The sequence below is a fragment of the Atrimonas thermophila genome, assembly GCF_045864955.1.
Taxonomy (GTDB): domain Bacteria; phylum Atribacterota; class Atribacteria; order Atribacterales; family Thermatribacteraceae; genus Thermatribacter; species Thermatribacter velox.
The window spans coordinates 391,631-413,132 of sequence record NZ_AP028803.1; the positions used below are offsets into that span (position 1 = coordinate 391,631).

21 protein-coding genes and 1 pseudogene are annotated in these 21,502 nt (G+C 50.1%); 4 read left to right on the plus strand and 18 right to left on the minus strand.

Going from position 1 to position 21,502, the window contains the following annotated elements:
* Position 1 precedes the first annotated feature (1 nt).
* From ACKTT1_RS02120 to ACKTT1_RS02130, 3 genes are all read left to right on the plus strand, one after another.
* Positions 2-856, plus strand: coding sequence for a carbohydrate ABC transporter permease (locus ACKTT1_RS02120; RefSeq protein ID WP_412710006.1), 855 nt, complete (start codon positions 2-4; stop codon positions 854-856).
* 433 nt (positions 857-1,289) lie between these two features.
* A complete protein-coding gene (locus tag ACKTT1_RS02125) occupies positions 1,290-2,258 on the plus strand; it encodes a transporter substrate-binding domain-containing protein (RefSeq protein WP_412710007.1) in 969 nt (322 codons plus the stop codon).
* Positions 2,258-4,501 (plus strand): HD domain-containing phosphohydrolase, encoded by a 2,244-nt coding sequence (locus ACKTT1_RS02130; protein WP_412710535.1) that lies wholly within the window; start codon positions 2,258-2,260, stop codon positions 4,499-4,501. The genes ACKTT1_RS02125 and ACKTT1_RS02130 overlap by 1 nt, the downstream gene beginning before the upstream one ends.
* Before the next feature lie 4 nt (positions 4,502-4,505).
* Here ACKTT1_RS02130 and ACKTT1_RS02135 read toward each other — a convergent pair whose 3' ends face one another.
* From ACKTT1_RS02135 to ACKTT1_RS02210, 16 genes are all read right to left on the minus strand, one after another.
* Positions 4,506-5,726, minus strand: coding sequence for a serpin family protein (locus ACKTT1_RS02135; RefSeq protein ID WP_412710008.1), 1,221 nt, complete (start codon positions 5,724-5,726; stop codon positions 4,506-4,508).
* 113 nt (positions 5,727-5,839) lie between these two features.
* The gene (locus ACKTT1_RS02140) at positions 5,840-6,217 is read right to left on the minus strand and encodes a RidA family protein (protein WP_412710009.1); all 378 of its coding nucleotides are present in this window, start codon (positions 6,215-6,217) and stop codon (positions 5,840-5,842) included.
* Complete coding sequence (locus ACKTT1_RS02145) at positions 6,217-7,557, minus strand: serine dehydratase subunit alpha family protein (protein ID WP_412710010.1); 1,341 nt, start codon at positions 7,555-7,557, stop codon at positions 6,217-6,219. The genes ACKTT1_RS02140 and ACKTT1_RS02145 overlap by 1 nt, the downstream gene beginning before the upstream one ends.
* Positions 7,558-7,560: 3 nt before the next feature.
* Positions 7,561-8,067: an L-2-amino-thiazoline-4-carboxylic acid hydrolase gene (locus tag ACKTT1_RS02150; RefSeq protein ID WP_412710011.1), complete on the minus strand. Its 507-nt coding sequence runs from the start codon at positions 8,065-8,067 to the stop codon at positions 7,561-7,563.
* Between the two features lie 26 nt (positions 8,068-8,093).
* Positions 8,094-8,807 carry an ABC transporter ATP-binding protein gene (locus ACKTT1_RS02155; RefSeq protein ID WP_369017771.1) on the minus strand — a complete coding sequence of 238 codons (714 nt, stop codon included), beginning with the start codon at positions 8,805-8,807 and terminating at the stop codon, positions 8,094-8,096.
* Positions 8,800-9,615, minus strand: coding sequence for an ABC transporter ATP-binding protein (locus ACKTT1_RS02160; protein WP_412710012.1), 816 nt, complete (start codon positions 9,613-9,615; stop codon positions 8,800-8,802). The genes ACKTT1_RS02155 and ACKTT1_RS02160 overlap by 8 nt, the downstream gene beginning before the upstream one ends.
* Positions 9,599-10,597: a branched-chain amino acid ABC transporter permease gene (locus ACKTT1_RS02165; protein ID WP_412710013.1), complete on the minus strand. Its 999-nt coding sequence runs from the start codon at positions 10,595-10,597 to the stop codon at positions 9,599-9,601. Before ACKTT1_RS02165 ends, ACKTT1_RS02160 begins: the two co-directional genes overlap by 17 nt.
* On the minus strand, positions 10,597-11,469 hold the full coding sequence (locus ACKTT1_RS02170) for a branched-chain amino acid ABC transporter permease (RefSeq protein WP_412710014.1): 873 nt from the start codon (positions 11,467-11,469) through the stop codon (positions 10,597-10,599). The genes ACKTT1_RS02165 and ACKTT1_RS02170 overlap by 1 nt, the downstream gene beginning before the upstream one ends.
* A 70-nt stretch (positions 11,470-11,539) precedes the next feature.
* Positions 11,540-12,673, minus strand: a complete 1,134-nt coding sequence (locus tag ACKTT1_RS02175) for an ABC transporter substrate-binding protein (protein ID WP_412710015.1) — start codon at positions 12,671-12,673, stop codon at positions 11,540-11,542.
* Positions 12,670-13,317, minus strand: a complete 648-nt coding sequence (dhaL, locus tag ACKTT1_RS02180) for a dihydroxyacetone kinase subunit DhaL (protein ID WP_412710016.1) — start codon at positions 13,315-13,317, stop codon at positions 12,670-12,672. The genes ACKTT1_RS02175 and dhaL overlap by 4 nt, the downstream gene beginning before the upstream one ends.
* A 17-nt stretch (positions 13,318-13,334) precedes the next feature.
* Entirely contained in the window at positions 13,335-14,333 is a 999-nt protein-coding gene (gene dhaK, locus ACKTT1_RS02185; RefSeq protein ID WP_412710017.1) for a dihydroxyacetone kinase subunit DhaK, read from the minus strand.
* A gap of 75 nt (positions 14,334-14,408) precedes the next feature.
* A complete protein-coding gene (locus ACKTT1_RS02190; protein WP_412710018.1) occupies positions 14,409-14,969 on the minus strand; it encodes a cupin domain-containing protein in 561 nt (186 codons plus the stop codon).
* A 152-nt stretch (positions 14,970-15,121) separates the two neighbouring features.
* Positions 15,122-16,222, minus strand: a complete 1,101-nt coding sequence (locus ACKTT1_RS02195) for a YbhN family protein (RefSeq protein WP_412710019.1) — start codon at positions 16,220-16,222, stop codon at positions 15,122-15,124.
* A gap of 59 nt (positions 16,223-16,281) precedes the next feature.
* A complete protein-coding gene (locus ACKTT1_RS02200) occupies positions 16,282-17,313 on the minus strand; it encodes a GGDEF domain-containing protein (protein ID WP_412710020.1) in 1,032 nt (343 codons plus the stop codon).
* Between the two features lie 48 nt (positions 17,314-17,361).
* Positions 17,362-18,426 (minus strand): hypothetical protein, encoded by a 1,065-nt coding sequence (locus ACKTT1_RS02205; protein WP_412710021.1) that lies wholly within the window; start codon positions 18,424-18,426, stop codon positions 17,362-17,364.
* Positions 18,426-19,589, minus strand: a complete 1,164-nt coding sequence (locus ACKTT1_RS02210) for a hypothetical protein (protein ID WP_412710022.1) — start codon at positions 19,587-19,589, stop codon at positions 18,426-18,428. Before ACKTT1_RS02210 ends, ACKTT1_RS02205 begins: the two co-directional genes overlap by 1 nt.
* Positions 19,590-19,646: 57 nt before the next feature.
* Between ACKTT1_RS02210 and ACKTT1_RS02215 the strand changes: the two genes are divergently transcribed.
* Positions 19,647-20,456 (plus strand): glutaminyl-peptide cyclotransferase, encoded by an 810-nt coding sequence (locus tag ACKTT1_RS02215; protein ID WP_412710023.1) that lies wholly within the window; start codon positions 19,647-19,649, stop codon positions 20,454-20,456.
* Between the two features lie 69 nt (positions 20,457-20,525).
* Here ACKTT1_RS02215 and ACKTT1_RS02220 read toward each other — a convergent pair.
* A pseudogene (locus ACKTT1_RS02220) lies at positions 20,526-20,879 on the minus strand (DUF86 domain-containing protein).
* The gene (locus ACKTT1_RS02225) at positions 20,876-21,166 is read right to left on the minus strand and encodes a nucleotidyltransferase family protein (RefSeq protein ID WP_412710536.1); all 291 of its coding nucleotides are present in this window, start codon (positions 21,164-21,166) and stop codon (positions 20,876-20,878) included. Before ACKTT1_RS02225 ends, ACKTT1_RS02220 begins: the two are co-directional and overlap by 4 nt.
* Positions 21,167-21,502 lie beyond the last annotated feature (336 nt).

Genomic DNA, 21,502 nt, shown 5'->3' on the forward strand with positions numbered 1-21,502 from the left:
TGTGGGTGTAGTGCGTAAACGTTCAAGGGTGGGTCTTGTAGTTAGGTATCTTCTGGTAGGTATTATCCTTTTCTGGGCTCTTTTTATGATTTACTGGGGAGTGGTAACCTCTTTGAAACCCCCGGCGCAAACCTTCACCGTGTCAGGGCTTTCTGTTCCTTTCCTGCAGTTCTTGCCGACTTTGGAGAACTGGCGCACAGAGCTTTCAGTGCGGGAAAGCCGTATGGCACTTACAAACAGTATTGTGGTTGCCATTTTTGCTACTTTGATTGCCATGGCTTTGGGGGTTCCGGCTGGATATGCGCTGGCTCGTTTCAAATTTCGTAGAGTGAAAAATAGGGATCTTACTATTTGGTATCTTTCTCAGCGAGTTTTACCACCAGTGGTGGTGGTCATACCTTTCTTTTTAATTATGCGAACACTGCATCTTCTGGATACTCGTCTGGCGCTCATCATTGTCAACGCCACTTTTACTCTTCCTTTTGCTGTGGTTATCACTCGTCAGGCATTTCAGGAGCTTCCGGTAGAACTTGAGGAAGCCGCAGCGGTGGATGGGTGCTCAGAGATTTCAGCTTTTTGGCATATCGCCCTTCCTCTGGCTGCTCCTACCATTGTAGCGGTGGCAGCTATCTGTGTGGCTTTTACCTGGAACGAATTTCTCTTCGCTCTGTCTCTAACTTCCCTTAAGGCAAAGACTTTTCCGGTCTATCTGGCTGGTGCTGAGGACACCCGAGGAGTTCAGTTCTGGTTTATGGCTACCAGGGCGATTCTGGCTTTGGGGCCTCCGGTTGTTCTTGCGGTGGCAATTCAAAGGTACATCGTTAGAGGCCTTACTTTTGGGGCTGTTAAGGGTTAATTTATGAAGTAGGTTTTGTTTACTAACGGAGCAAGAAGCTTCTGATACGCTGGTAGAGTTCTCTTGTAATTATTTCAAAGAGTAGCGGGGTTTTTGTCTTGTAAGTCGGTACAGTGAAGTTGAGTTTTGCAAAGAGATATCTTTAGTTTTTTGGAAACTAAAAAATCAGAGTTCCTTTTTGGTCTCCTATTTGGCTTGATATTCGGACACCCCTTGTGCTGCTTTGATGCTGGATAGTTTTGCGGTCTTCCTGTTTCACAGATTGTATCGATTCAGTTCAAAGTTGTTTTCTACTCCAGACCTCAAAAAGTGTTTATTTTCAAAGAAAAATAGGGTATAAAATTGGTAAGGACAACTCGGGGAGGGGTTTCCTCTGTTCAGCATCTTAAGTCTTTCAAAGATGTAGCATGGGTAGAAGATGGAGTCCAGTCGTTTGAAGAGTAAAAAAGTATTTTTGTTATTCTTTGTTTTGATTATATTTCTTCTTTACGCTTTCCTACCCGGGGTTTTTGCTCTGACTTTGCGAGTTGGTGCATACCAGGACCCACCTCTTGTCTTCTGGGATGAGGGCGGCCAGGTTCAGGGTCTCTATCCAGAGGTTCTGGAAGAGATTGGGCGCCGGGAAGGCTGGCAGATAGAGTATGTGCGTGATGATTTTTCAAGGCTTCTCGACTTTCTCCGTCAGGGCGAGATTGACCTTCTCCTGGCGATTGCTTACTCTGAAGAGCGTGCACAAGTTTTTGATTTCAATCAGGAGACCGTCTGGTTAAACTGGGGAGCCGTCTATGCTCGACCCTCTTTGAGAATAAATTCCCTTCTGGACCTGAACGGAAAAACCATCCTGGCAGTAAAGGATGATATCTATTATCAGGAAATGCTCAAAATGGTTTCGGGCTTTGGTCTTGACTGTAGATTTTTGGAGGTTAAGGATTATCAGGCGGTTTTTACGCTTCTTGCTCGAGGCGAGGGCGATGTCGGGGTAGTCAACAGGCTGTTTGGTATCCGGTTTGGAGCACAGTACGGTTTGGAAGCAAGCCCCCTCATTTTCAGGCCTGTCGAGCTACGCTTTGCAGTCCCCAGAGGAAAAACCAGGAGTTGCTTGCTGCACTGGACCGCTGGCTTGCAGAGTTCAAAAAGGACCCGGATTCTGTGTACCACCGTGCTGTTCATCGCTACTTGGAGATGCACAAACCCTGGGAGATGCCCCGCTGGCTCATTTACGCTATGGGGGCTGGCGGTGGGGCGTTGCTGGTGCTTCTTTTATTTGTCTGGCTTTTGCGGGCTCAGGTTGCTCTGCGGACCAGAGAGCTCCGGGAAGCCAACCGCAATCTTCAGGAAGAGGTACTGCGGCGTCGCAGCGCAGAATCACGCCTTTCTCTGCACCTTGACTTTGAAAGGATGATGGGAAGAATTCACTTACGCTTCTTTGCTCATGAGGATCTGGAACGGCTTCTTTCCTTTGCTTTTAAGGAAATAGGCAATTTCTTCGGTTTTTCCTGTATCTGTGCGGTTTTGCCCGATGGGGAGAGGCTGGTCTGGGCTGAGAGCAATCATGCTCTGCAAGAGTTTTCGTTGCTTGGGAAGCTACTCGAAGAACCTTCTCTGCAAAGCGACTGGGAAAAGGAGCACAGAATCCTGCTTGAGACCCTCTCTGAAGCCCTGCTGGAGGTTCCCGAAAAGTTTAAGGATAAGGGTTTTTTTGCTTTCGCGGTGCCAGGCGAAGGTGGCGAAGAGGGGTTTGTGGAGTGCCTCTTTAAGGAACGCTTTTCCAAAGATGATGAGCGTTACCAGCTTCTGGACCCGCTTCTTCAGCACCTGCGGGTTTTCTTAAGCTACCTTGCTATTTCCAGGAAGCGCGCTCAGGAAGCAGAGTGGTTCCAGACTACTCTGCGGAGCATTGGCGATGCAGTCATCGCCACTGATGGAGAGGGCAGGATGATTTTTATGAACCCGGTGGCCGAAGAGCTTACCGGATGGAGTGCTGGGGAAGCAGCAGGAAAGCCCATAGAAGAGGTTTTCCATATCCTTTATGAACAAACTCGTCAACCGGTTCTCAACCCGGTGCGCCGGGTAATTAAAGAGGGAAAAGTGGTGGGACTTGGCAACCATACCATTTTGGTCAGCCGCAGCGGGAGAGAATTTTTTATTGACGATAGCGGGGCTCCAATCAAGGATTCTTCAGGGAAAATCCTGGGCGTGGTGCTGGTTTTCCGGGATGCTACCGAGCGCCGGGAGATGGAACGAAAACTCCAGGAGAGCGAGCGGCGCTATCGAATGCTTTTCACCTTCATGCCGGATGGCTTTGTCTTGCTTGAAGAAGTTCAGGTCGAAGAAAATAAACCTCGAGCATTTCAAATTGTTGAAGCCAATGCTTCTTTTGCGGCCATGGTGCGCTTCAAGCCTGAGGGGCTGCGTGGCCTCCGGATAGAAGAGGTGTTTCCAGGTTTCGGGGAGCTTTTGAGCGATGAACATACCCCCTTGCTTATGCGAGGTGAATTCCTGCGCAAGGAAGTGTTTGTACCTGAATTCGATGTTTTCTGGGAAGTGAGCTTGTTTGTGCTCGATGGCTCCCGGATAGGGATGATTGTTTCCGACATCACCGCTCGCAAAAAGTATGAAGCGAAAATACGTTATCTCAGCTTTCACGATGCCCTGACTGGACTTTACAATCGCCTGTTTGCCGAAGAAGAGCTGGCCCGTCTGGAGCGGGGCAGGGACCCGACAATCAGTTTTATTTTCGCTGACCTTGACGGTCTCAAATTTCTGAACGATGCCTTTTCCCACCGCTTTGGGGACGATATGTTGAAGCGAGCGGCACAGATTCTACAATCCTCTTGCCGTAAGGGAGATATCGTTTCCCGCTGGGGTGGAGATGAGTTTTTGGTGATTTTGCCGGCAACGGCTCTTCCAGCAGCTGAAGGGATTGCGAGACGTATTGAGGAATTTTGTCAAGAAGAAACTCGAAAAGAACCACTCTTTTTGGGGCTCTCGCTGGGAGTTGCGGTAAGAAGGCATCGGGAGGAGAGCGTCTGGGAAGTGATAAATGTTGCAGAAGAGGAGGCTTACCGCAAAAAGTTTTTACGCCGTGAGCAGGGAAAGGAATATGCTCAGCTTCTGCATAAAGCTCTCCTTGCGCTGGGAATCGAGGATGAAAAAAAGCTTTTTACTATGGAAGAGTTCGCCCTGAAGATGGGCGGGAAGTTAGAGCTTTCCCATGAGGAACTTGAGAGAGTGAAACTTCTGGTTGCCTTTCACGATGTGGGAAAATTAGCCCTTCCTCGCGAATTGCTCTCTAAGGAAGGAGCGCTTTCTGAGGAAGAGAGGACTCTTTGGGAGCAACATCCGGCCTTTGGATATCGTATTGCTCGGGCTACTCCTTCGCTCCATCCGGTGGCAGAGGAAATCTATGCTTTTTGGGAACACTGGGATGGGTCGGGTTATCCCCGGGGAAAGAAAGGGGAAGAAATACCCCTGATTACTCGCCTGGTGCAGGTTGTGGATGCCTACCTTACTCTAACTTTTTCAACTGGTGGGGAAGCTTCACTTTCTCCACAGGAAGCACTGGAACAAATCGAGAAAGAAAAGGGGGTCAGGTTTGACCCCCAGATGGTGGAACTTTTGAAGACGGTCCTGAAGGGAGAGTAGTGCTTTAAAGCATTTCCGGGTTTTCAACGGCTCCCAGGAAAAGGAAAAGCCCGCTCTCTTCATCCCGAATTGCTAAAAGAAAGGGATGGTCCACCCGCATCAGGAAGCGTTCCTCAGGCGGTAGAGCGGTGATCCCTATAACGACTGAAGTCACTGCTGCTGCGGTGGTTCCCTCTTCGTTTACTTCCAGAATGCTTTTGTGCTTGACCTCGCTCAAAAAGGCGTTGGGCGGGATGGGGAGCATCCCTCCAAAGTCAGCGTTTTGGGGGTCAAAGGCCTGTTCCATTCCCAGCTCCCGAAGCGTTGCGTTCAGAGAACGCTCAAAACTCAACTTGAAGCGAGGAAGATAGATTTCACCTTCCCGCTTTTCCATACTCTGTATCCAGTCCTCAAGCAGGTTGGCGTTGAGTCCCTCAAGCAAATCCGATAATCCTTCCTGGGCACGGGGCAGGAAAATGTACATGCTGAAGCGCTCATCGGCATAAAGAAGGCGTATCGCTTGCAGAGTTTGGTTTTCGAAGTAATCGAAGGAGCCTTCCTGCCACATGGTGGGGAGTTCCTGGCTTTCGCCCTGCGCTGTGTAAAAAGGGAGAAGCTGGGTGTTTTCAGCGTCAAAGGTGTACTTCCACTTTCCCTTAAAGTAGATGGCGTTCAGGAGCACCAAAACATCCAGGTCAGATAACCGGTCGATGATGCGGGTTATTTTGTTATGCGTTTTTTCGCTGACCCACTGGTTGATAAGGTTGACAGTCTGGGGATCTGCAAAGTCCACCAGGCGCGCTTCTGCCTGGTAGAATTGTTGCACAGTTTGCAGATAGTTTTCGTAAAAAGGTACACCTTCTCTTGCCCAGAGGGAGTTGGCGACGTTCAGAGTAACTTTACTATTGGTGCGGTTGAGTGCTTTTACCAGGTTGGCGTTTTCTTGGTTGACTTCCTCCATGTTGAAGGAAGAAAACTCCAAACTCTGGAGTATCTCAGATTGCGTCGTCCCCCGGGCTCCACTTGCGACCATGGAAAGGGCAAGCTCAATGCTTGCTGGAGAGATGAAGAGATTTTCCTCGCGCTCTTCCCACAGGGCTTTGAGGAGGTTCACTCCGAAAGCGTTGATGTGCTGTGTAAAGTCGGGGTTTAAGGAAGCACTGCCTGAGGGAAGAATGCCTTCCACCAGGCAGCCCGAGGCAAAAAACAGGAGCAAAAAAATTACCGAAAAAACGAATTTGCGCATATTTCACCCTCTCTTTAAGGAACGCTTCATGAAGCGTTCCTCTCGAATTGCATTCTAATCACATATACGTATCTTTTTTGCTCCGGGTTTTGCTATTTCATCGAAAACATGTGTTAACTACTTTTTGCGATGGCTGCGATTTCCACCTTGCCACCTCGGGGTAGATTGCTCACTTCCACACAACAGCGCGCCGGGTAAGGGGGCTTAAAATACTGAGCGTAGACTTCGTTTACAGCCTGGAATTCCTGGATATCGGTGAGAAAGACGGTAACCTGCACCACGTTTTCCATCTCGAGATCTGCTTCCCTGAGGATAGCGCGCAGGTTTTCCAGAGCTTGCCGTGCCTGCTCACTTGCATCTTCTGAGACCATTTCTCCCTGCGGGGAGAGTCCCAGCTGTCCGGACACAAAAACCCATTCCCCGACCCGTACCGCTTGAGAGTAAGGGCCAACTGCCTGAGGTGCCGAAGAAGTGGAAATTGCTTCTTTCATCAGTTTTCAACCTCCTTTTGCAGGTTATTGCTGTCCTCACAGGGTTTGGGTGAGTGAAAGTTTTTTTCCAAAATGCTTATGATGACCCGGTCGAGGTCCCGCATGCCTTCTTGGCTTAGTTCGGCCATGTTGTTTACCGTTTGCTCTATGGAGGGGCTGAGTAACCCCTGGGGGATTGCAGTTTTGCTTCCCAGAAGTGAAAAAAGGGCTGCCAGATAAGCTTCAAAGGCTCCAGTGCCCACCTTGAGAGAACAGCTTTCCTTAGCTCCGTCGCAGATCATTCCTGCCGTGTTGGCGAGCACAATTTGCATCGCTTCCTGCATTTCTTCGAGTTTTCCACCCAAAAGATAAGTTATTCCGGCAGCAGCTCCTGCTCCAGCGGCAATAGCGCAGCCACAAACCTGAGAAAGCCTACCCAAGCGGCTTTTCACAAAACTTGTGGAGAGGTGGCTCACTGCCAGTGCTCGGGCGATTTCTTCCCGGCTTTTACCAGTTTTTTCGCCCACCAGCACCACCGGCAATATGGCAGTAATACCGTGATTGCCGCTTCCGGCACTGCTCATGACTGGTAGCTTCACGCCTGACATGCGGGCGTCTGCTGCTGCATAGCAGAGGCTTTTTATCAGGTATCCCAAGTCGCCCTCCAGGTTTTTTTCGTGCATGAGCTGTTGCATCTTCCGTCCAAAAGCCGGTCCGCTGCCGCAACCTTCCTGTAACCCGGCCTGGGCTATAGTTAAATTCATGGTGGCTCCTTTCATCAGGTAGTGAATGTCTTCGGCGTCCATTTCCTCGACCAGCTTCAACAACTCGGGATAGGAGAGTTCCTTAATTTTTTGAAACAGTAGGTCTGCTGCTTGAGAAGCATTTTCACTGCGCAAAATCGTCTCTCCGTTTTTGACCACTTCGACGATATTGGAGTGGTCCCCAGCGATCACGCATTTTGCCCAGTCCGTGCCTTTTTTAACGGTTGCAGCAATATACACATCATGCTGGTTTGGGTCGCACTGTACCCTTACTTTCCCAAGTTCGACCCATCTTTTGGCTGTGTCCACGTCCTGAGGGGTACAGTCTTTCAGGACTTCAAGTCCGTATTCCGGCTTCCCGCACAAGGCTCCAAGAGCTGCAGCTACAGCGTTGCCGCGTGCTCCTCCGGTTCCCGGAATGACCACCGCCAGACCATTTTTGTAGACACTATCGCTTACTACTACTTGGATTGACCTTAACTCCCCCGAGGGAAGTTCCTGATTTGCTCTGGCGACGGCCAGGGCCACTGCTCCAGGTTCGGTGCAGCCCAGAGCGGGCTTGACTTCACGTCTCAAGAATTCCTTGAGTGAGAGCATGTATTATCCCTCGCATTGAGGTTTTTCTTTGCTGATAATCAGTCGGCACACCTTTCCGCCAGAGGCAATGGTGTCTTGAAGTTCCATTTTAAAACCCGGGAAGGTGCTTATAATGCCCCGGTCGCCTTCCATGGCGATGTCGCAGAGGGTAGCAATTTCTTGCTCGTCCTGGGTGAATTTCTGCCAGGCAGCAACTAAAGGACAGTAGTTGAATTCGACTACAAAGCGGTCTTCGGAGGCTTCCACAATCTGCATTTCGAAGATTTTGCGAACGGTTTCGTTGGCGAATTCCTTGCCGAACCGGCGCAGGTCGTCGGTTTTGCTGAAACGGGTTTCACCGTGAAAACAGCCACATCTAAAGATGGCTTTCCTTGCAAAGTCTTCCCAATCCAGGCCTCTTTTTTTGGCCTCATCGAGCAGAAGGTAAAACCAGGTTGCCCGATGTTCTATGGCCTGACGCAGTTTTTCGGTTTCTGGATCGTTGATTTTGCTTACGTTTTTGATGGTCATGATTGTTCCTCCTTATTGTTTTGAAATTAGCCGATGCCAAGGTATACCTGTACCACTCTGGGGTCGTTTAGAAGTTCAGTGGCACTCCCAGAGAGAGTTACTCTTCCAGTTTCCAGCACATAGGCCCGATCGGCTATCTGGAGGGCCATGTTGGCGTTTTGTTCTATTAAAAGCACGGTGGTTCCCATTTTGCGAATGTCCAGAATGAGTTCAAAAATCTGTTCCACGATGATGGGAGCCAGGCCCAGGGAGGGTTCATCGAGCATCATCAGACGAGGCTCCAGCATGAGCCCCCTGCCGATGGCCAGCATTTGCTGTTCCCCGCCGCTCAGGGTGCCGCCCTGCTGCTTACGCCTTTCTTTGAGCCGGGGAAAAAGCTGATATACCCGGTCCAGGTTTTCACGTCGGCGAGCGGGATTGGAGACTGGATTCCCAAAATCTCCCATGAGGAGGTTTTCCTCCACGGTGAGGTAGGGAAATATGTGTCTTCCTTCGGGTACGTGGCAAATGCCCCGGCGCACTATTGCGCTTGGCTCCTCGTGGGTGATATCCTCATCAAGGAAAAGAACTTTCCCTTTTTGCTTTTTAACCAGGTTGGATATGCTGAGAAGTAGCGTGCTTTTCCCGGCCCCATTGGCCCCAATCAGGGTCACGATTTCCTGGTCTTTGACTTCCAGATTCACACCCTTGAGCGCTTTTATGCTCCCATAGGCAACGTGGAGGTTTTCCACCTTAAGCATGTGTACCACTCCTTTCTCCAGCGATGCTGCTTCTTTTGCTGCCAATTTTGCCCCGGCCAAGGTAGGCTTCGATAACTTTCTGGTTACACTGCACATCCTGAGGTGAGCCCTCACATATTTTGACACCGTGGTCCAAGACCGCTATGCGGTGGCACACGTTCATAATCAGTTTCATGTCGTGCTCGATGACCACAATGGTCAAGCCTTCTGCATTGAGTTTTTTTATGAATTCAACCAGTTCTTCGGTTTCTCGAGGATTCATTCCCGCTGCTGGCTCATCGAGTAGTAAAATGTCCGGGTTCAGGGACAAGGCTCTGGCAATCTCCAGCTTACGCTGCATGCCGTAGGGTAGGCTGGAAGCGGTGTAGGAGGCATAGCTATCCAATTCCACCCTTTTGAGGATGTCCAGGCCTTTCTGAGCCACCATTGCTTCTTCTTTTTTGTAAGTTCGGGTATGGAAGATAGCATCCCACAGGGAAGTCCTGGTTTGGGTGTGGAAACCAATTTTAACGTTATCAAGCACGGTCATATACTTGAAGAGCTTGATGCCTTGAAAAGTCCTGGCCATACCCATCCTGGCGATTTTCTCAGGTGGAAGACCACTTATTTTTTTTCCTTTGAAAAAGACTTCTCCGCTGCTTGCTCTGATGGTCCCTGTCAGTACGTTGAATAGAGTAGTTTTCCCAGCTCCGTTGGGCCCGATGATGCCATAGATTTCACCTGGAAATATCTGAATACTCACTTCATCCAGGGCTTTCAGACCTCCAAAGTAGCGGCTGACCTTCTGGGTTTCAAGTATGGGTGGCATCAAGCTCCACCTCCTCGACTTCGACTTCTATTCCACTTTCTTCAGTTTCCCGATATCTGCGGAACAGCATGCTGCTTCCAGCAATGCCCTGAGGTCGCAAGTAAACGGTGAGCAGAATGGCAATGCCAAAGATAACCAGCCGGTATTGAGCGATGCCCCGGAAAAATTCAGAAAGCAGGGTGAGAAATGTGGCGCCAATGACCGGACCAAGTAGCGTTCCCTGACCACCCACGAGCACCATGGCTAAGATGGAAAAACCTTCGTCAAGAGTGAAGCTGTCGGCACTTATGTAGCTTGCGAAGAAGGCATAGAAACAGCCAGCTACTCCTGCCCAGAAGGCTCCAAACATAAGATTAATCAGCTTGTATTTGAAAGCTTCCACTCCCATGGCTCTTGCTGCTGCCTGGTCTTCACGGATGGCAATCCAGGCTCGCCCAATTCTTGAGTTGAGCACCCGCTGGGTCACAAGAAGCATCAGAGCCACTATGCCCAGAATGACGTAGTAAAAGTGGGCATTACTGCGCAGTTCCATACCGAAAAGGTTGGGGAAGGGAATGCCGGGTATCCCCATTGGGCCGCGGGTTAAAGAAGTCCAGTTGAGGACGGATAGACGAATGATTTCTGAAAAACCCAGAGTGGTCATGGCAAAGTAAATGCCCCGCAGGCGCAAAGTTGGTATTCCCAAAAGACAGCTGAAAAGCGCTGATGCCAGCCCGCTCAAAGGCAAAAGCACCCAGAAGCTGAAGCCGTATCGGGTGGAAAGAATGGCTGCGGTGTAAGCACCGATACAGTAAAAAGCAGCGTGTCCGATGTTGAATTGCCCGGAGTAACCGTTAATCACGTTAAGACTGCTGGCAAGCAACACATAAAGCAGTATCACCGTGGCGACCCGCATAAAGTAATCGTTGCTGAGCAAAAGGGGGAGCAAGAGCAAGAGAACACCCAAAATCACAAACAGGATTATCCGGGGGTTCGTGGCCATCAGAGCTCAACCCCCTTCCTGCCCAGAAGCCCTGAGGGTTTAATCAAAAGCACCACAATCAGAATTAAAAAGGCGATGATGTCGCGGTAGCCGGAAGAAAGAAAGGCCACACCCAGGTTTTCAAAGATGCCCAGAAGGAGTCCACCGATGGCTGCACCGGTAGTACTGGTCAACCCACCGAAAACCGTAGACGTGAAGGCCTTCATAGCCATAGTTGCTCCCATGAGGGGATGCACCGCGTTATAATACATACCGAGTAACACCCCGGATATTCCACCCAGAGAGCAGGCCAGGGCGTTACCGAAAAGTATGGTTCGGTTCACGTTGACACCAAGCAGTGCTGCTGCTTTTTTGTCCATGGCTACTGCCCGCAGTGCTATGCCAAAACGGGTGCGGAAAAAGAGCTGTTGCAGGGCAATGCAGAGTGCCACCACGACCAGCATCACAAAAACCTGAGTATAGGCGATGCGAATATCTCCGACAGCGAAAAAACGGTTGCCGAACATATCGGGCATGAACTTTTGTTGAGTCCCAAAAACAATCTGGGCAGAGCTACGCAGGGTGATGGAAAGACCAATAGTAGCAATGAGAGCCACCTCTCGTGCTGCATTGCGAAAAGGCTTGTAGCAAATCTTCTCGATGAACATTCCCAGCGCCCAGGTGGCTGCAAAACCAGCGAGGAGGGCAACCAGTACGTTACTGTAGAGGAAGGTCAAAACGTAAAAGCCGGCGAAGGCTCCAATCATGATAACTTCGCCGTGGACGAAACTGACCAACCCCACCACACCCAGGATTATGGAGTAACCAATGGCCATAAGGGCATAAATGGAGCCCTGGGCTATACCGTTCAGGAGTTGCTGAAGAAAAAACATTGCATTTCACCCCTCGTTTTGGGTTGAAGCCGGGTGGGGGATGTACATCCCCCACCTGAGTTTGGTCTGCTTAGTCTCTGGTATAGTCTTTTTTAATCACCCACTGGCCGTTTTCGACCACCATGATTTTGTATTTTCTAACCACATCTCCCACCGGGGTGAAGGTTATGGAGCCGGTTACTCCTTGGAATCCTTTGGTTTCTGCCAGGGCATCTCTGATAGCCTTGCGGTCAAAGCCCGCTTTTTTAATGGCTTCTGCCAGAAGTAGCATAGCATCGTAGGCGCAGGCTGCGTGGAGGTTAGGGTCGCGACCAGCTCTTTTACGGAATTCCTGGATGAATTCCTGGACCATGGGGTCAGGGTCGTTGAGGGCAAAAAAGGTGTTGGTTACCAGACCTTCCACCGCTTCTCCTCCCAGCTTGAGCAGGCTGTCGGAAAACACTGAGCTTGGGGCAAGCAGCTTTACGTCCCAACCCATTTTGCGGATTTGCTGGCAGATAAGGGAGGCCTCATTGTACATGGCGGCAATGAACAAGCCCTCGGGGTTGGTCTGGCGAATTTTGGTTAAAATGGCGTTGTAATCACGCTCGCCTTCAAAGAAAGGTTGCTCGATGGTCACTTGGATGCCGTTTTCCTGAGCTGCTTTTGCAAAGCGGTCCTTGGTAACCACTCCCCAGTCATTGTTAATGTAGATGATGGCTACTGAGTTTAACCCCAGGTACTCTTTGGCTATATATTTGGCATTAAAGGGGCCTTCGGCGTCCTGGGTGCCTACAATGCCAAACATATATTTCCCGGAAGGTGCAAAGTCAGGATGGGAAGCGGTAGGAGAGAGCTGTACCACTCCGTAGCGCTCATAGATGGGCGCTGCGGCCAGAGAACAGGTGCTGGTGAAGTCACCGATTACCGCCAGGATGTTGGGGTCCTGCACGAAGCGCTGGGCGATGAGTGCCGACTCCCTGGGGTCACCTTTACTGTCCATGACCACAATTTCCACTTTTTTACCGTTTATCCCTCCCTGAGCGTTTATCTTATCTGCAGCCATCTGCACTGCATAGTTGAAGTTTTCTCCAAATTCGGCATAGTTGCCGGTGATTGGTGCAGAAAGTCCTATTTTAATGGTGTCCGACGCCGCTTGAGATATCGGTGATATCCAGAGGAAAAAAATTACTACCAGGCTTAAAATTATTAATCTTTTAATCACGGGTTACTCTCCTTTCTGGTTAGGCTTTGGTATACGCTTTCCAGCAAAAGGTAAATTGAGGTAGCTCCAGGATCCTGATATCCCACCCCCCTTTCTCCAAGGTAGGAAGCTCTTCCCCGCTTGCCAGCCAGGTCTTTGGTACTTAGCATTCCCTCTCTGGCAGCTTCTCTGGCCTGGGCAAAGGCTTCCGCTAAGGATTGGCCACTTTGCAGAGCTTTTTCAAAGGCCTGCACTGCTGGCTCCAGTGCATCGACCAAAGTTTTATCCCCGACCTGGGCGCCTCCTTTTTCTTTGACAGCTTCAAGAGCTGCTCTAAAGGCTTCTTTGATGCTGGAAGGGTTTTGAAGCCCAGATTGAAGGAGATACCTTCCTGCTGCTTTGATGGCCAGTCCTATAAAAAGTGGTCCAGAGCCACATCCAGAACCTGCGACCGCTTTCCCAAACTCGGTGAGCAGCTCTTCAGGTTGCTCTACGTTTAGTGTTTCGATTTTGCACAGAGCTTTTTCAAAGGCCTGTTTCAGGTTGGAGCCGTGTTCGGCATCACCGATGACACTATCCAGCTGGTTAAGGTACTGTTCATTTTCGGCAATGGTTTGGACCATTCCCTGGATGATCGACATTAGCTTTTCTCTTTCAAAGTCCATGTGTTTCCCTCCTCGCGTTAACTCTGTACCCAGCAGGGGGTAAGGCAAGGATGGTCCAGGAGTTCTTTGAGCTCTGCGTCCAGCTTAAGCAAGGTAATTGAGAACCCGGCCATGTCAAGAGAAGTCATGTACTCACCCACCAGGGCTTTGTAGATGGTAATCCCTTTTGAGCGCAGAAAGGTTTCTGCTTCATTGAAAACAATGTAGAGTTCCATTAAAGGAGTACTCCCCATACCATTTACAAGGACTGCTACTTCATCGCCAGCCTGGTAGGGAAGGTCAGTCAGGATTTTTTCAAGCAGCTTTTGAGTTAACTCTCTGGCAGGTTGCAGTTTCTCTCTCCGCACGCCCGCTTCTCCGTGGATTCCGATGCCGATTTCAATCTGGTCTTCATCCAGGGTGAAACTGGGCTGCGTGCTTCCTGGAAGCGTGCAAGGACTTAAAGCTACTCCCATACTGCGCACCCAGGAAGCGGCTTTTTGCGCTACCTGATGAACCTCCTCTAAACTTCCTCCCAGGTCAGCCCGGGCTCCAGCAATTTTGTGGATCAGCACAGTTCCTGCAACTCCCCGGCGCCCTGGAGTCCCTTCTCTCTCGGCTATGGCCACATCGTCAGCTATCACCACGCTCCGTGTTGGTATTCCCATTTCTTCTGCCTCTTCGGAAAGCATATCGAAAAGCAAGCGGTCTCCGGTGTAGTTTTTAATTATAAAAAGCACTCCCTGTTCGGTTGCACAATGTTTGAGTGCGGCTAAAGCATCGTCAAGTGGTGGGGCAGCAAACACTGCTCCGGCAAGGGCTGCATCCAGCATGCCTCGTCCCACGTATCCAGCATGAGCTGGTTCATGACCGCTTCCTCCTCCACTTATGAGGGCTACCTTGCCTTTGACTGGTGCATCTTTTCTGACCACAGCCTGGGTTCCCGGTAAAAGGGTTATGAGCCGTGAGTGAGCCTTTACCATTCCAGCAAGCATTTCAGGCACCGCATTCTGGGGAACATTGAGTATTTTTTTCATAGTTAACCCCCTCTACTTCCAGGATGGTTTTGGATTTGCACACTCATTGACACCGCATCACCCCTTTCTTTATGTTTACAGGGAGTTGTTTTCTCGCAAACCAATCCAGATGCCGCGGGCTACTTCCTGGGTGGGGTTGAGGAGGCGGTGGGGAAGGTCGGCACGATAAAGCACAGAGTCGCCCTTTTTGCAAATGATAGGATCGCGTCCTTTAAGATGTACTTCAATCTTTCCCTCCAGGACGTAGCCGAATTCAATACCTTTGTGAACGGTAAATTCCTGGTTTGTGGACTGGGGATACAGAGTTATCAGGACTGGTTCCAGAGCCTTTCTTTTGGGAAGGAGGAAGCGTAGTCCCCGTTCGCCTTTCATGGAGACCTCAATCTGTTTCTCTCGAGGGAAAAAGAGGACTTCCTGTTCGTTGTCTTCTTCTTCAAACAGGGTAGCCATGTGGATGGAGAAAAAGGTGCACAATTTGTCGAGCGCCTTGAGCGAAGGTACCACTTTCCCATTTTCAAGCAGGCTCAGGAAAGAGGTAGAGAGACCGGTAGCTTCAGCGACCTCGCTGAGGCTGAGACCATAATTGAGGCGTTCTTTCTGAATGCGCTTGCCCACATGACGGTATTTTTCAAGCAAGGTCTTTTCGTCTCACTCACTTTGAGGTTATTTTCAGCTTAAAGGAATTTTAATTTAATAATACTAAAAAATCAAGAAAATTTTTTAATTTTTCAAAAAGACATTGCAACACATTTTGAAAGAGCAGCTGAAACACTAATAAGCGCTAATTCCTAAACTTTGCTTTCCAAGTGGGTTTGGTGTGGTTTGCTTAGTGTTTGGTTGTGGTAGCCGGAGGGGAGAATCCCTTCTTCAACGGGAAAGAGTGCGGAAAAAGGCCACACTCCCTGCGGCAAGAGCCAGGTAATACGTGTACAGGCGCCACAGAAAAACCAGAATACCCAGATTTTTTCCGGCCAGGAGCGCTCTAAAAAGCGACGCAAAGGAAAGCTCGGCGATACCGCTTGCTCCCGGGATGGGTGTGAAGCGCAGCATAAAAAAAGCGGAAGCTGCAAGCGCACGGTGGCGCTTAAGGAGAGATTGCTTTCTGAGACAGCCTGAATCAGGAAATAGGTGGTGCCCAGAAGACAGAAAAAATGGAGACTGTACATGGAGATATTCAGGGCTAAATATTGGGGTTTACGCAGAAAAAGGAGCAGTTTTTCGCGCAACTCAAGGAAAAAGCGCTCCAGAAAAGGTGGAGCGACCTCGACCAGGCCCTTCAGGCGGGGTACAAAACGAGCCAGAAAAGCGAGCACTTTATGGGAGATCTGGAAAAGGAGGTGAGGATATTTCAGAAAAATAGACAGCACACCCAGGAGGAATGCATAAAGAAGAAAGAGGCGTGAGGTAATCACAAACATGCGGGAGGGGATGGAGAGCTGGAAAAAGAGCGAAGAGAGGAAGAAAAGGACCACCAAGGTGAAAGAATAAAGTGCTCCCCCGACCACGGTCAAACCGGTGGCCTCACTCAGAGAGAGACCGGACCTGGTAAGCAGGTAAATTTCGGCTACCTGTCCCCCGGTGTTGGCCGGAGTGATTCCGCTCAAAAAATACCCGGAGAGCACCGTGGTCAGGCAGTCCCGCAGGCGCAGCTTTTTCTTCCAGATGCGGGCGCTCAGCATAACCCGCAGAGCATCAAAAAGCCAGGCCAGGGTCAAAACGCTTGCTGCCAGGAAGAGGTTCTCAGGATGGGCAACTGAAAAGGAGATTTCACCTTCATGCAGGAAAAGGTAAATGACGATGCAGAGAAGGCTGAGTAAACTTCCGCCAATTCCTATCAGGGCCTGTTTCAGTATCTTGCGCTGGTCAAAACTCTTTTCTATCTTTTCCACGGGTTTATTATCACAGAACTTTCCCTTTTGGGCAAGGAAGGAAGACGCCTGGCGGATGTTCAACTTTCTTTTTTCGAGGTGTCTTCCCTGGCAGTCCTTCGGTGTTCCGGAGAAACCCGGGCTTTCTCTTCGTAGAGGCGCTCATCGGCAACCTGGAGAAGGTTTTTCAGGGTCTTTGCTTCCTGAGGGAAAAGCGAAAAGCCGCAGGAAATCCCTACTTCACCTTCCAGGGCCAGCTGCAAATTTCTCTTGAGCCGCTGGGTAAGCTCCTCTGCAAGAGCAGGATCTCCTTCGGGGATAAGGACCAAAAGTTCATCTCCGCCGTAGCGGAAGATGAGGTCCTGGGAGCGGAAGGACTCCTGAAGCACCCGGGCAACTTCCCGAAGTATTTTATCCCCTGCCAGATGTCCTTTGCGGTCGTTATAGCGCTTGAAGCCGTCAAGGTCAGCAAGGAGCAGTGCGAAAGGTATTTTCCTGGTTATGAATTCAAGGGCAGCTTGCTGGAGAGCAGCCCGATTCAAGAGCCCGGTGAGCGGGTCCCGGAAAGCCTGTTTGCTCAGGATGCGGATTTGCCATTCCAGAAAGCCCAGATTGTGGTCAAGGGTTTTCATCATGGCGTATCCAGAAATGAGAGTACCAATTAGGTAGCTAAAGCTGAATAGGTTACCCCTCAAGAAGGATAAAACAATCAGCAAAAGGTAAAAAGCACTGTTCACAAGAAATGCTCGTTTTGCGCACGGATAGTCTTTTTCCAGACCGTAACTCAAAGTGGGCAAAAAGAAAAGAAATAGAAAAGGGCTATTTTCCCTACCGGTTGCAATAATGACCAGAATTATCAGGGAGCAACCGCTCCATACAGAAAGAGGGTTGAAGAAGGACCTCTTCCTCCGGCCCAGGAGTTGCGCGATTGCGAAAGAGAGTGCTGCAGGAAGCGGCAGGGCGTCAACCCAGGATAGGCCATCTCGCAGAACCCAGATGGTATAAGCAGGGAGAAAGCTCAAGATAAAAACCAGACGCATTACTCTTGCTGGCCTGCTTATGCGCTCGGTGAGCATGTGCTCCAGATTGCCGAAAAAATGATGCGCTTTCATGGGAAACGCTCCTCTGGTTTTCTGGGTATTTAGCCTTTTTGGAGAAGGTCAGGACTTGAAGGCCCATCCCCAGGTGAGCTTTTCGCCCTGAATTTTAAGCTTCACTTCTGCTTTTTGCTGGGCTTCAAGCTCCAGGGTGATGGAAAGAAGCCCTGCCTCTTCGACGGTTACCGGATGAGTCGCTGAGACCACGCGGGAGCTGGGATGCACTTCCTGGTATATCTGAATTTTGGCTTTTTCTTCTCCCCGATTTTCGACCCGGTAGACCTTCTCTTCAGTGGTGTCATAGAGCACCTCTTCGCCGGATTCTGAGTAAAAGCGGTTGCTTTTCTCACGCAGAGTCAGAGTTTCTTCAACCACCACGCTTTCTACGCTTCCCAGGGGAAGCTCTGGCAAGTCTTCTTTGCCACTAAGGTGGCCTTCTCCCAGAAAAGTCAGATTGTCTCCGTTTTTCTCAAAGCACTCCACTTTGCCTTTGACCTGCAGGTTGCGAGGCAGTTGCAACTTCCAGATATTCAGAAGCTGGGCTTGCCCACTCAGGTAGCGGATGACCCGTTCGCCTTCTATCATTGCTTCTGCAAGGAGGAGTTGCGGGGATACTCCCTGCTCAAGGTGCAGGGGATAGCTCTGACCCAGGACCCGAAGGACAACCTCTCCTGTGGTTGGAGTCCGGCTTCCAGAGAGCAGGAGGTAAAGGTAAAGATGCGGATTCTCGGCACCTTTTTCCCACACCACCTGGTACAGAAACTCTGCTTCGAGGTCCTGCACAGGGTAAAGGGCTTTTATGGTCGCTTTCTTTTCTTTTTCAGAGTTTATCAATAGGACAGCCAGTGTAGAATTTTCAGGATAGGTGATGCTGGTGAGTGCTGCACCGTCTGCAGTGATGTGAATTTCCTGGGGATTCACGCCTTCCGGTTTTTGCCAGGTAAACCGGTTTTCGCCGGAGCGCAGGTTCACCGCAAAGCACTCTTCGCTCAGCACCTGACCATCGGGAAAAACAAAGAGTGTTCTTTCACCACTCCGTTCAAGAAGCAACTGCTGGGCCAGAGCAGAGACACTTCCCAGAGTAACAACCAGCAGGATAAGCAAAATGAGTAGAAAGAGGGTATGCATCAGACTTCCTCCTCAAACTGGTAAGTGAGAGTGATTTCCTTTTTCTCTCCGGGGGGGAGGGTGACTGTTTTCCAGGCAGCACCGTCTTTGAAAGTCCAGCCTTCGGGAAGGGTTGCGACTTCCAGGGGTAGGTGCTCTTCAATTTCAACTGTTGCAGTAGTGCTGGTAGGATTTTCAAGCTCAAAAACTACTTCTTTTTGGGCAATAAGCCCCACCACTTCCCGGTAATCGTTGAAGCGTGCTTTCAGCCTGCGATAGGCAACTTCCCGGCGCTTTACCCGAACTTCCGCTCCCTCAAGAACAAGCTCCACTTCTTGGTTGCGGCGGGCGCCGGGAAACACTATGCTTTCGCAGAAGGTGCCTTCCAGGTCGCGGAGGAGGAGATTACCGGGGGGAAGGGGGTCAGCGCTGTTTTTGAAGGTTAGCACCCGGAAGAGTTCCTCATCTGAGAACCGGTATTTTTCCTGGAAGGGGAAAGCTCGCACTTCTGGAAAGAAGGTGTTGGTGCTACGTGCAGAAAGGTCCACCTTCCCAGAGAGTGCAAAGAGCTGATACTCGGATACCTGCTGGGTGGTGATTTCCATCGGTGTGTGAGCCGGTACTTCTTCGACAGCGAAGGTCATTGCTTTTTCTATGGCAAATGCCCGGGGGAGGGGTACTTCGATAGCTGGTTTTCCCAGGAGCCACTGCAGGGTTACCTGTTCAAAGTCGCGTTCGCTTTTTTGGTCAATGTGCACTGTAGGGATAAGGTATAGGGTTTTCTCTTCTTCGTTCAAAACCCCCAGGTAGGACTCTTCCCAGGAAAGACCTCGAACAAAAAAGCCGGCAAGTAGCTGATAATCGCCCTCATTTTCTGCTTCAAGGAGCAGCTGGTAGTGATTCTCCCTTGCTTCTAACTGCTTTACCTGAAGCCCCTTTTGCAGGGGATAAATGACAACCCTTCCTTTTTCCATGGCTTCCTGGTTGAGCAGCAGCCGATTTTCACCAGCTTGAAGGTGTAGCGTAAAAAGCTCTTCCATCCAGGCCAAGTTGATTCCCTGGTAGACAGTGAGTTTTTTTGCGTTTGGGGGCAACTCCTGAGCCAGGGAAGCCCAGGCAAAACTCGGGATGCAAAAAAGCATTAGAAGGGATACAATGATTGCAAAGAAGAACTCTTTGATCATATATATTAACCCTCCTTTTGGGAGAATTATAACAAGAAAGTGGTGGAGAGTAAACGTTTGTCAACAAGGTACAGTGAGCTTTTGCAAGTTTTCTTTTTGGCAGGTTTTCTGGTGCTTTCCCTTTTTTCGCCATCCAGGCTTCTGGCGGGAGAGCTTTCTGAATATCTGGCAAAAAGCAGTATTCCCCGCTTGCAGTATGAAGTCCTGGCGCGTTTCCCCCATGATCCCTCGGCTTTCACTCAGGGCCTTATTTTTGCCGACGGCCTACTTTATGAAAGCACCGGACTGTACGGTAAATCGAGCCTGCGCCGGGTATCGCCGGAGACGGGCAGGGTGCTGGAACAGGTTGCGCTGGACGGAAAATTTTTTGGGGAAGGACTTGCCCTGTGGGGTAGTGAGCTTGTGCAGCTCACCTGGCGGGAGCATCTCGTCCTTTTCTGGGACCTGGATACCTTGCAGCCTGTGAAGACGCTTCCTTACCCTTTTGAAGGGTGGGGGCTCACCTTTGACGGTGAGCGCTTCATTGCCAGCGACGGCTCCTCAACCTTGCGTTTTTTCAGACCCGAGGACTTTTCTTTAGTTAGAGAAGTCACGGTGACTGCCGCAGGGCGGGAAGTGGACAGGATCAACGAGCTTGAGTATGCGGAGGGAAAAATTTATGCCAACCTGTGGTATGAGGACCTGGTCGTGGTGGTAGACCCCCAAAGTGGAGCGGTGGTGGGCTGGCTGGACTGCTCGCCCCTGCGCCGGGAACTGGGCAGTGAAGCCGAGGTTATGAACGGAATTGCTTTTGATCCGGAGAGCGGGAACTTTTACCTGACCGGGAAAAACTGGCCCTGGATGTTCCTGGTAAGAATTGGAGGGTAAGCACCACGTTTTGGTGTTCTACATGGAGAAGATGCTTCTTTGATAAATGATGGAACCATGCTATTTTGCTCACCTGCTGCGGTCCTGTTCCTCTAATTTTCTTAACAGTATCTCTATTTCCCGCCGCAATACAGGCAAACCGCGTTCTATTGTTTGCCAGATCTCTTATAAGTCTATACCAAAATATTCGTGAACAAGGATATTACGCACGGCTATGATTTCTGCCCAGGGCACCTGAGGATGAGCTTTGCAGAAATCCCTACCCAGTCGAGCTGCAGCTTCTCCAATAATCTGAAGATGGTGAAGAATCCAAACCTGAATTAGCTCATCTCGTTCAAATGCCTCCCGTCCACGTGCCGCGTAGCGCTCAATCTTAGTGATAGCATCGAGGATGTCAAGCAGGCGTTCTTTGGGGTTTCTCATAACGGCACTGCTTCGCGAAGGATGCGCTCCCGAATCCTGGGCTTAATGCCACGCTCGCTGACCACGTCCACTTTGCAGCCGAGGAGTTCCTGAAGCTCGAGCCAGAGTGCAGCGTGGTCCAGGAGACTGCGACCTGGTTCGAATCCTACAATCAGGTCGATGTCACTTTTTTCATCTGCTTCATTCCGAGCTACTGAGCCAAAGACCCGCACCTTCCGGGCTCCATACTTGGCACAGATGCGCAGGATTTCCTCACGCTTTTCCTGCAAAAGCTCTCTGGGGTTTATACTGAAACTCCTTCAAATTTTCAATTCTTCCAGATTACTCCACTTGGTTGCTAAATTTTCCTTAGTTATTGAATGCGAAGATTTCCAGTTGTGCCGGCATTCCGGCAAACAGATTACATCACGTTATACAATATGTACTCTGATTTCGCTTATTATACCAAATTTGGAGGAAGCTCCAGAGAACTATCTGCTCTTTGATAACTTCCACAGGGGGGAGGTTCATTACCAAGGTGTATCAAAGCTTCTTTGTCCACCCTTCTTTGAGGGCTGCTACGTATGTTATCACTTCACCCCCGTTGTCTCAGGCCGGATTTTGGAGTTACTTTGGCGTTCTTC

What these genes read in the sequence shown, in the direction of transcription:
- ACKTT1_RS02130 (WP_412710535.1), top strand. Translation starts at nt 2,258, where the DNA reads ATGGGAAGAATTCACTTACGCTTCTTTGCTCATGAGGATCTGGAACGG.
- ACKTT1_RS02135 (WP_412710008.1), bottom strand. Translation starts at nt 5,726, where the DNA reads ATGCGCAAATTCGTTTTTTCGGTAATTTTTTTGCTCCTGTTTTTTGCC.
- ACKTT1_RS02140 (WP_412710009.1), bottom strand. Translation starts at nt 6,217, where the DNA reads ATGAAAGAAGCAATTTCCACTTCTTCGGCACCTCAGGCAGTTGGCCCT.
- ACKTT1_RS02145 (WP_412710010.1), bottom strand. Translation starts at nt 7,557, where the DNA reads ATGCTCTCACTCAAGGAATTCTTGAGACGTGAAGTCAAGCCCGCTCTG.
- ACKTT1_RS02150 (WP_412710011.1), bottom strand. Translation starts at nt 8,067, where the DNA reads ATGACCATCAAAAACGTAAGCAAAATCAACGATCCAGAAACCGAAAAA.
- ACKTT1_RS02155 (WP_369017771.1), bottom strand. Translation starts at nt 8,807, where the DNA reads ATGCTTAAGGTGGAAAACCTCCACGTTGCCTATGGGAGCATAAAAGCG.
- ACKTT1_RS02160 (WP_412710012.1), bottom strand. Translation starts at nt 9,615, where the DNA reads ATGCCACCCATACTTGAAACCCAGAAGGTCAGCCGCTACTTTGGAGGT.
- ACKTT1_RS02165 (WP_412710013.1), bottom strand. Translation starts at nt 10,597, where the DNA reads ATGGCCACGAACCCCCGGATAATCCTGTTTGTGATTTTGGGTGTTCTC.
- ACKTT1_RS02170 (WP_412710014.1), bottom strand. Translation starts at nt 11,469, where the DNA reads ATGTTTTTTCTTCAGCAACTCCTGAACGGTATAGCCCAGGGCTCCATT.
- dhaL (WP_412710016.1), bottom strand. Translation starts at nt 13,317, where the DNA reads ATGGACTTTGAAAGAGAAAAGCTAATGTCGATCATCCAGGGAATGGTC.
- dhaK (WP_412710017.1), bottom strand. Translation starts at nt 14,333, where the DNA reads ATGAAAAAAATACTCAATGTTCCCCAGAATGCGGTGCCTGAAATGCTT.
- ACKTT1_RS02200 (WP_412710020.1), bottom strand. Translation starts at nt 17,313, where the DNA reads ATGAAAGCGCATCATTTTTTCGGCAATCTGGAGCACATGCTCACCGAG.
- ACKTT1_RS02205 (WP_412710021.1), bottom strand. Translation starts at nt 18,426, where the DNA reads ATGCATACCCTCTTTCTACTCATTTTGCTTATCCTGCTGGTTGTTACT.
- ACKTT1_RS02210 (WP_412710022.1), bottom strand. Translation starts at nt 19,589, where the DNA reads ATGATCAAAGAGTTCTTCTTTGCAATCATTGTATCCCTTCTAATGCTT.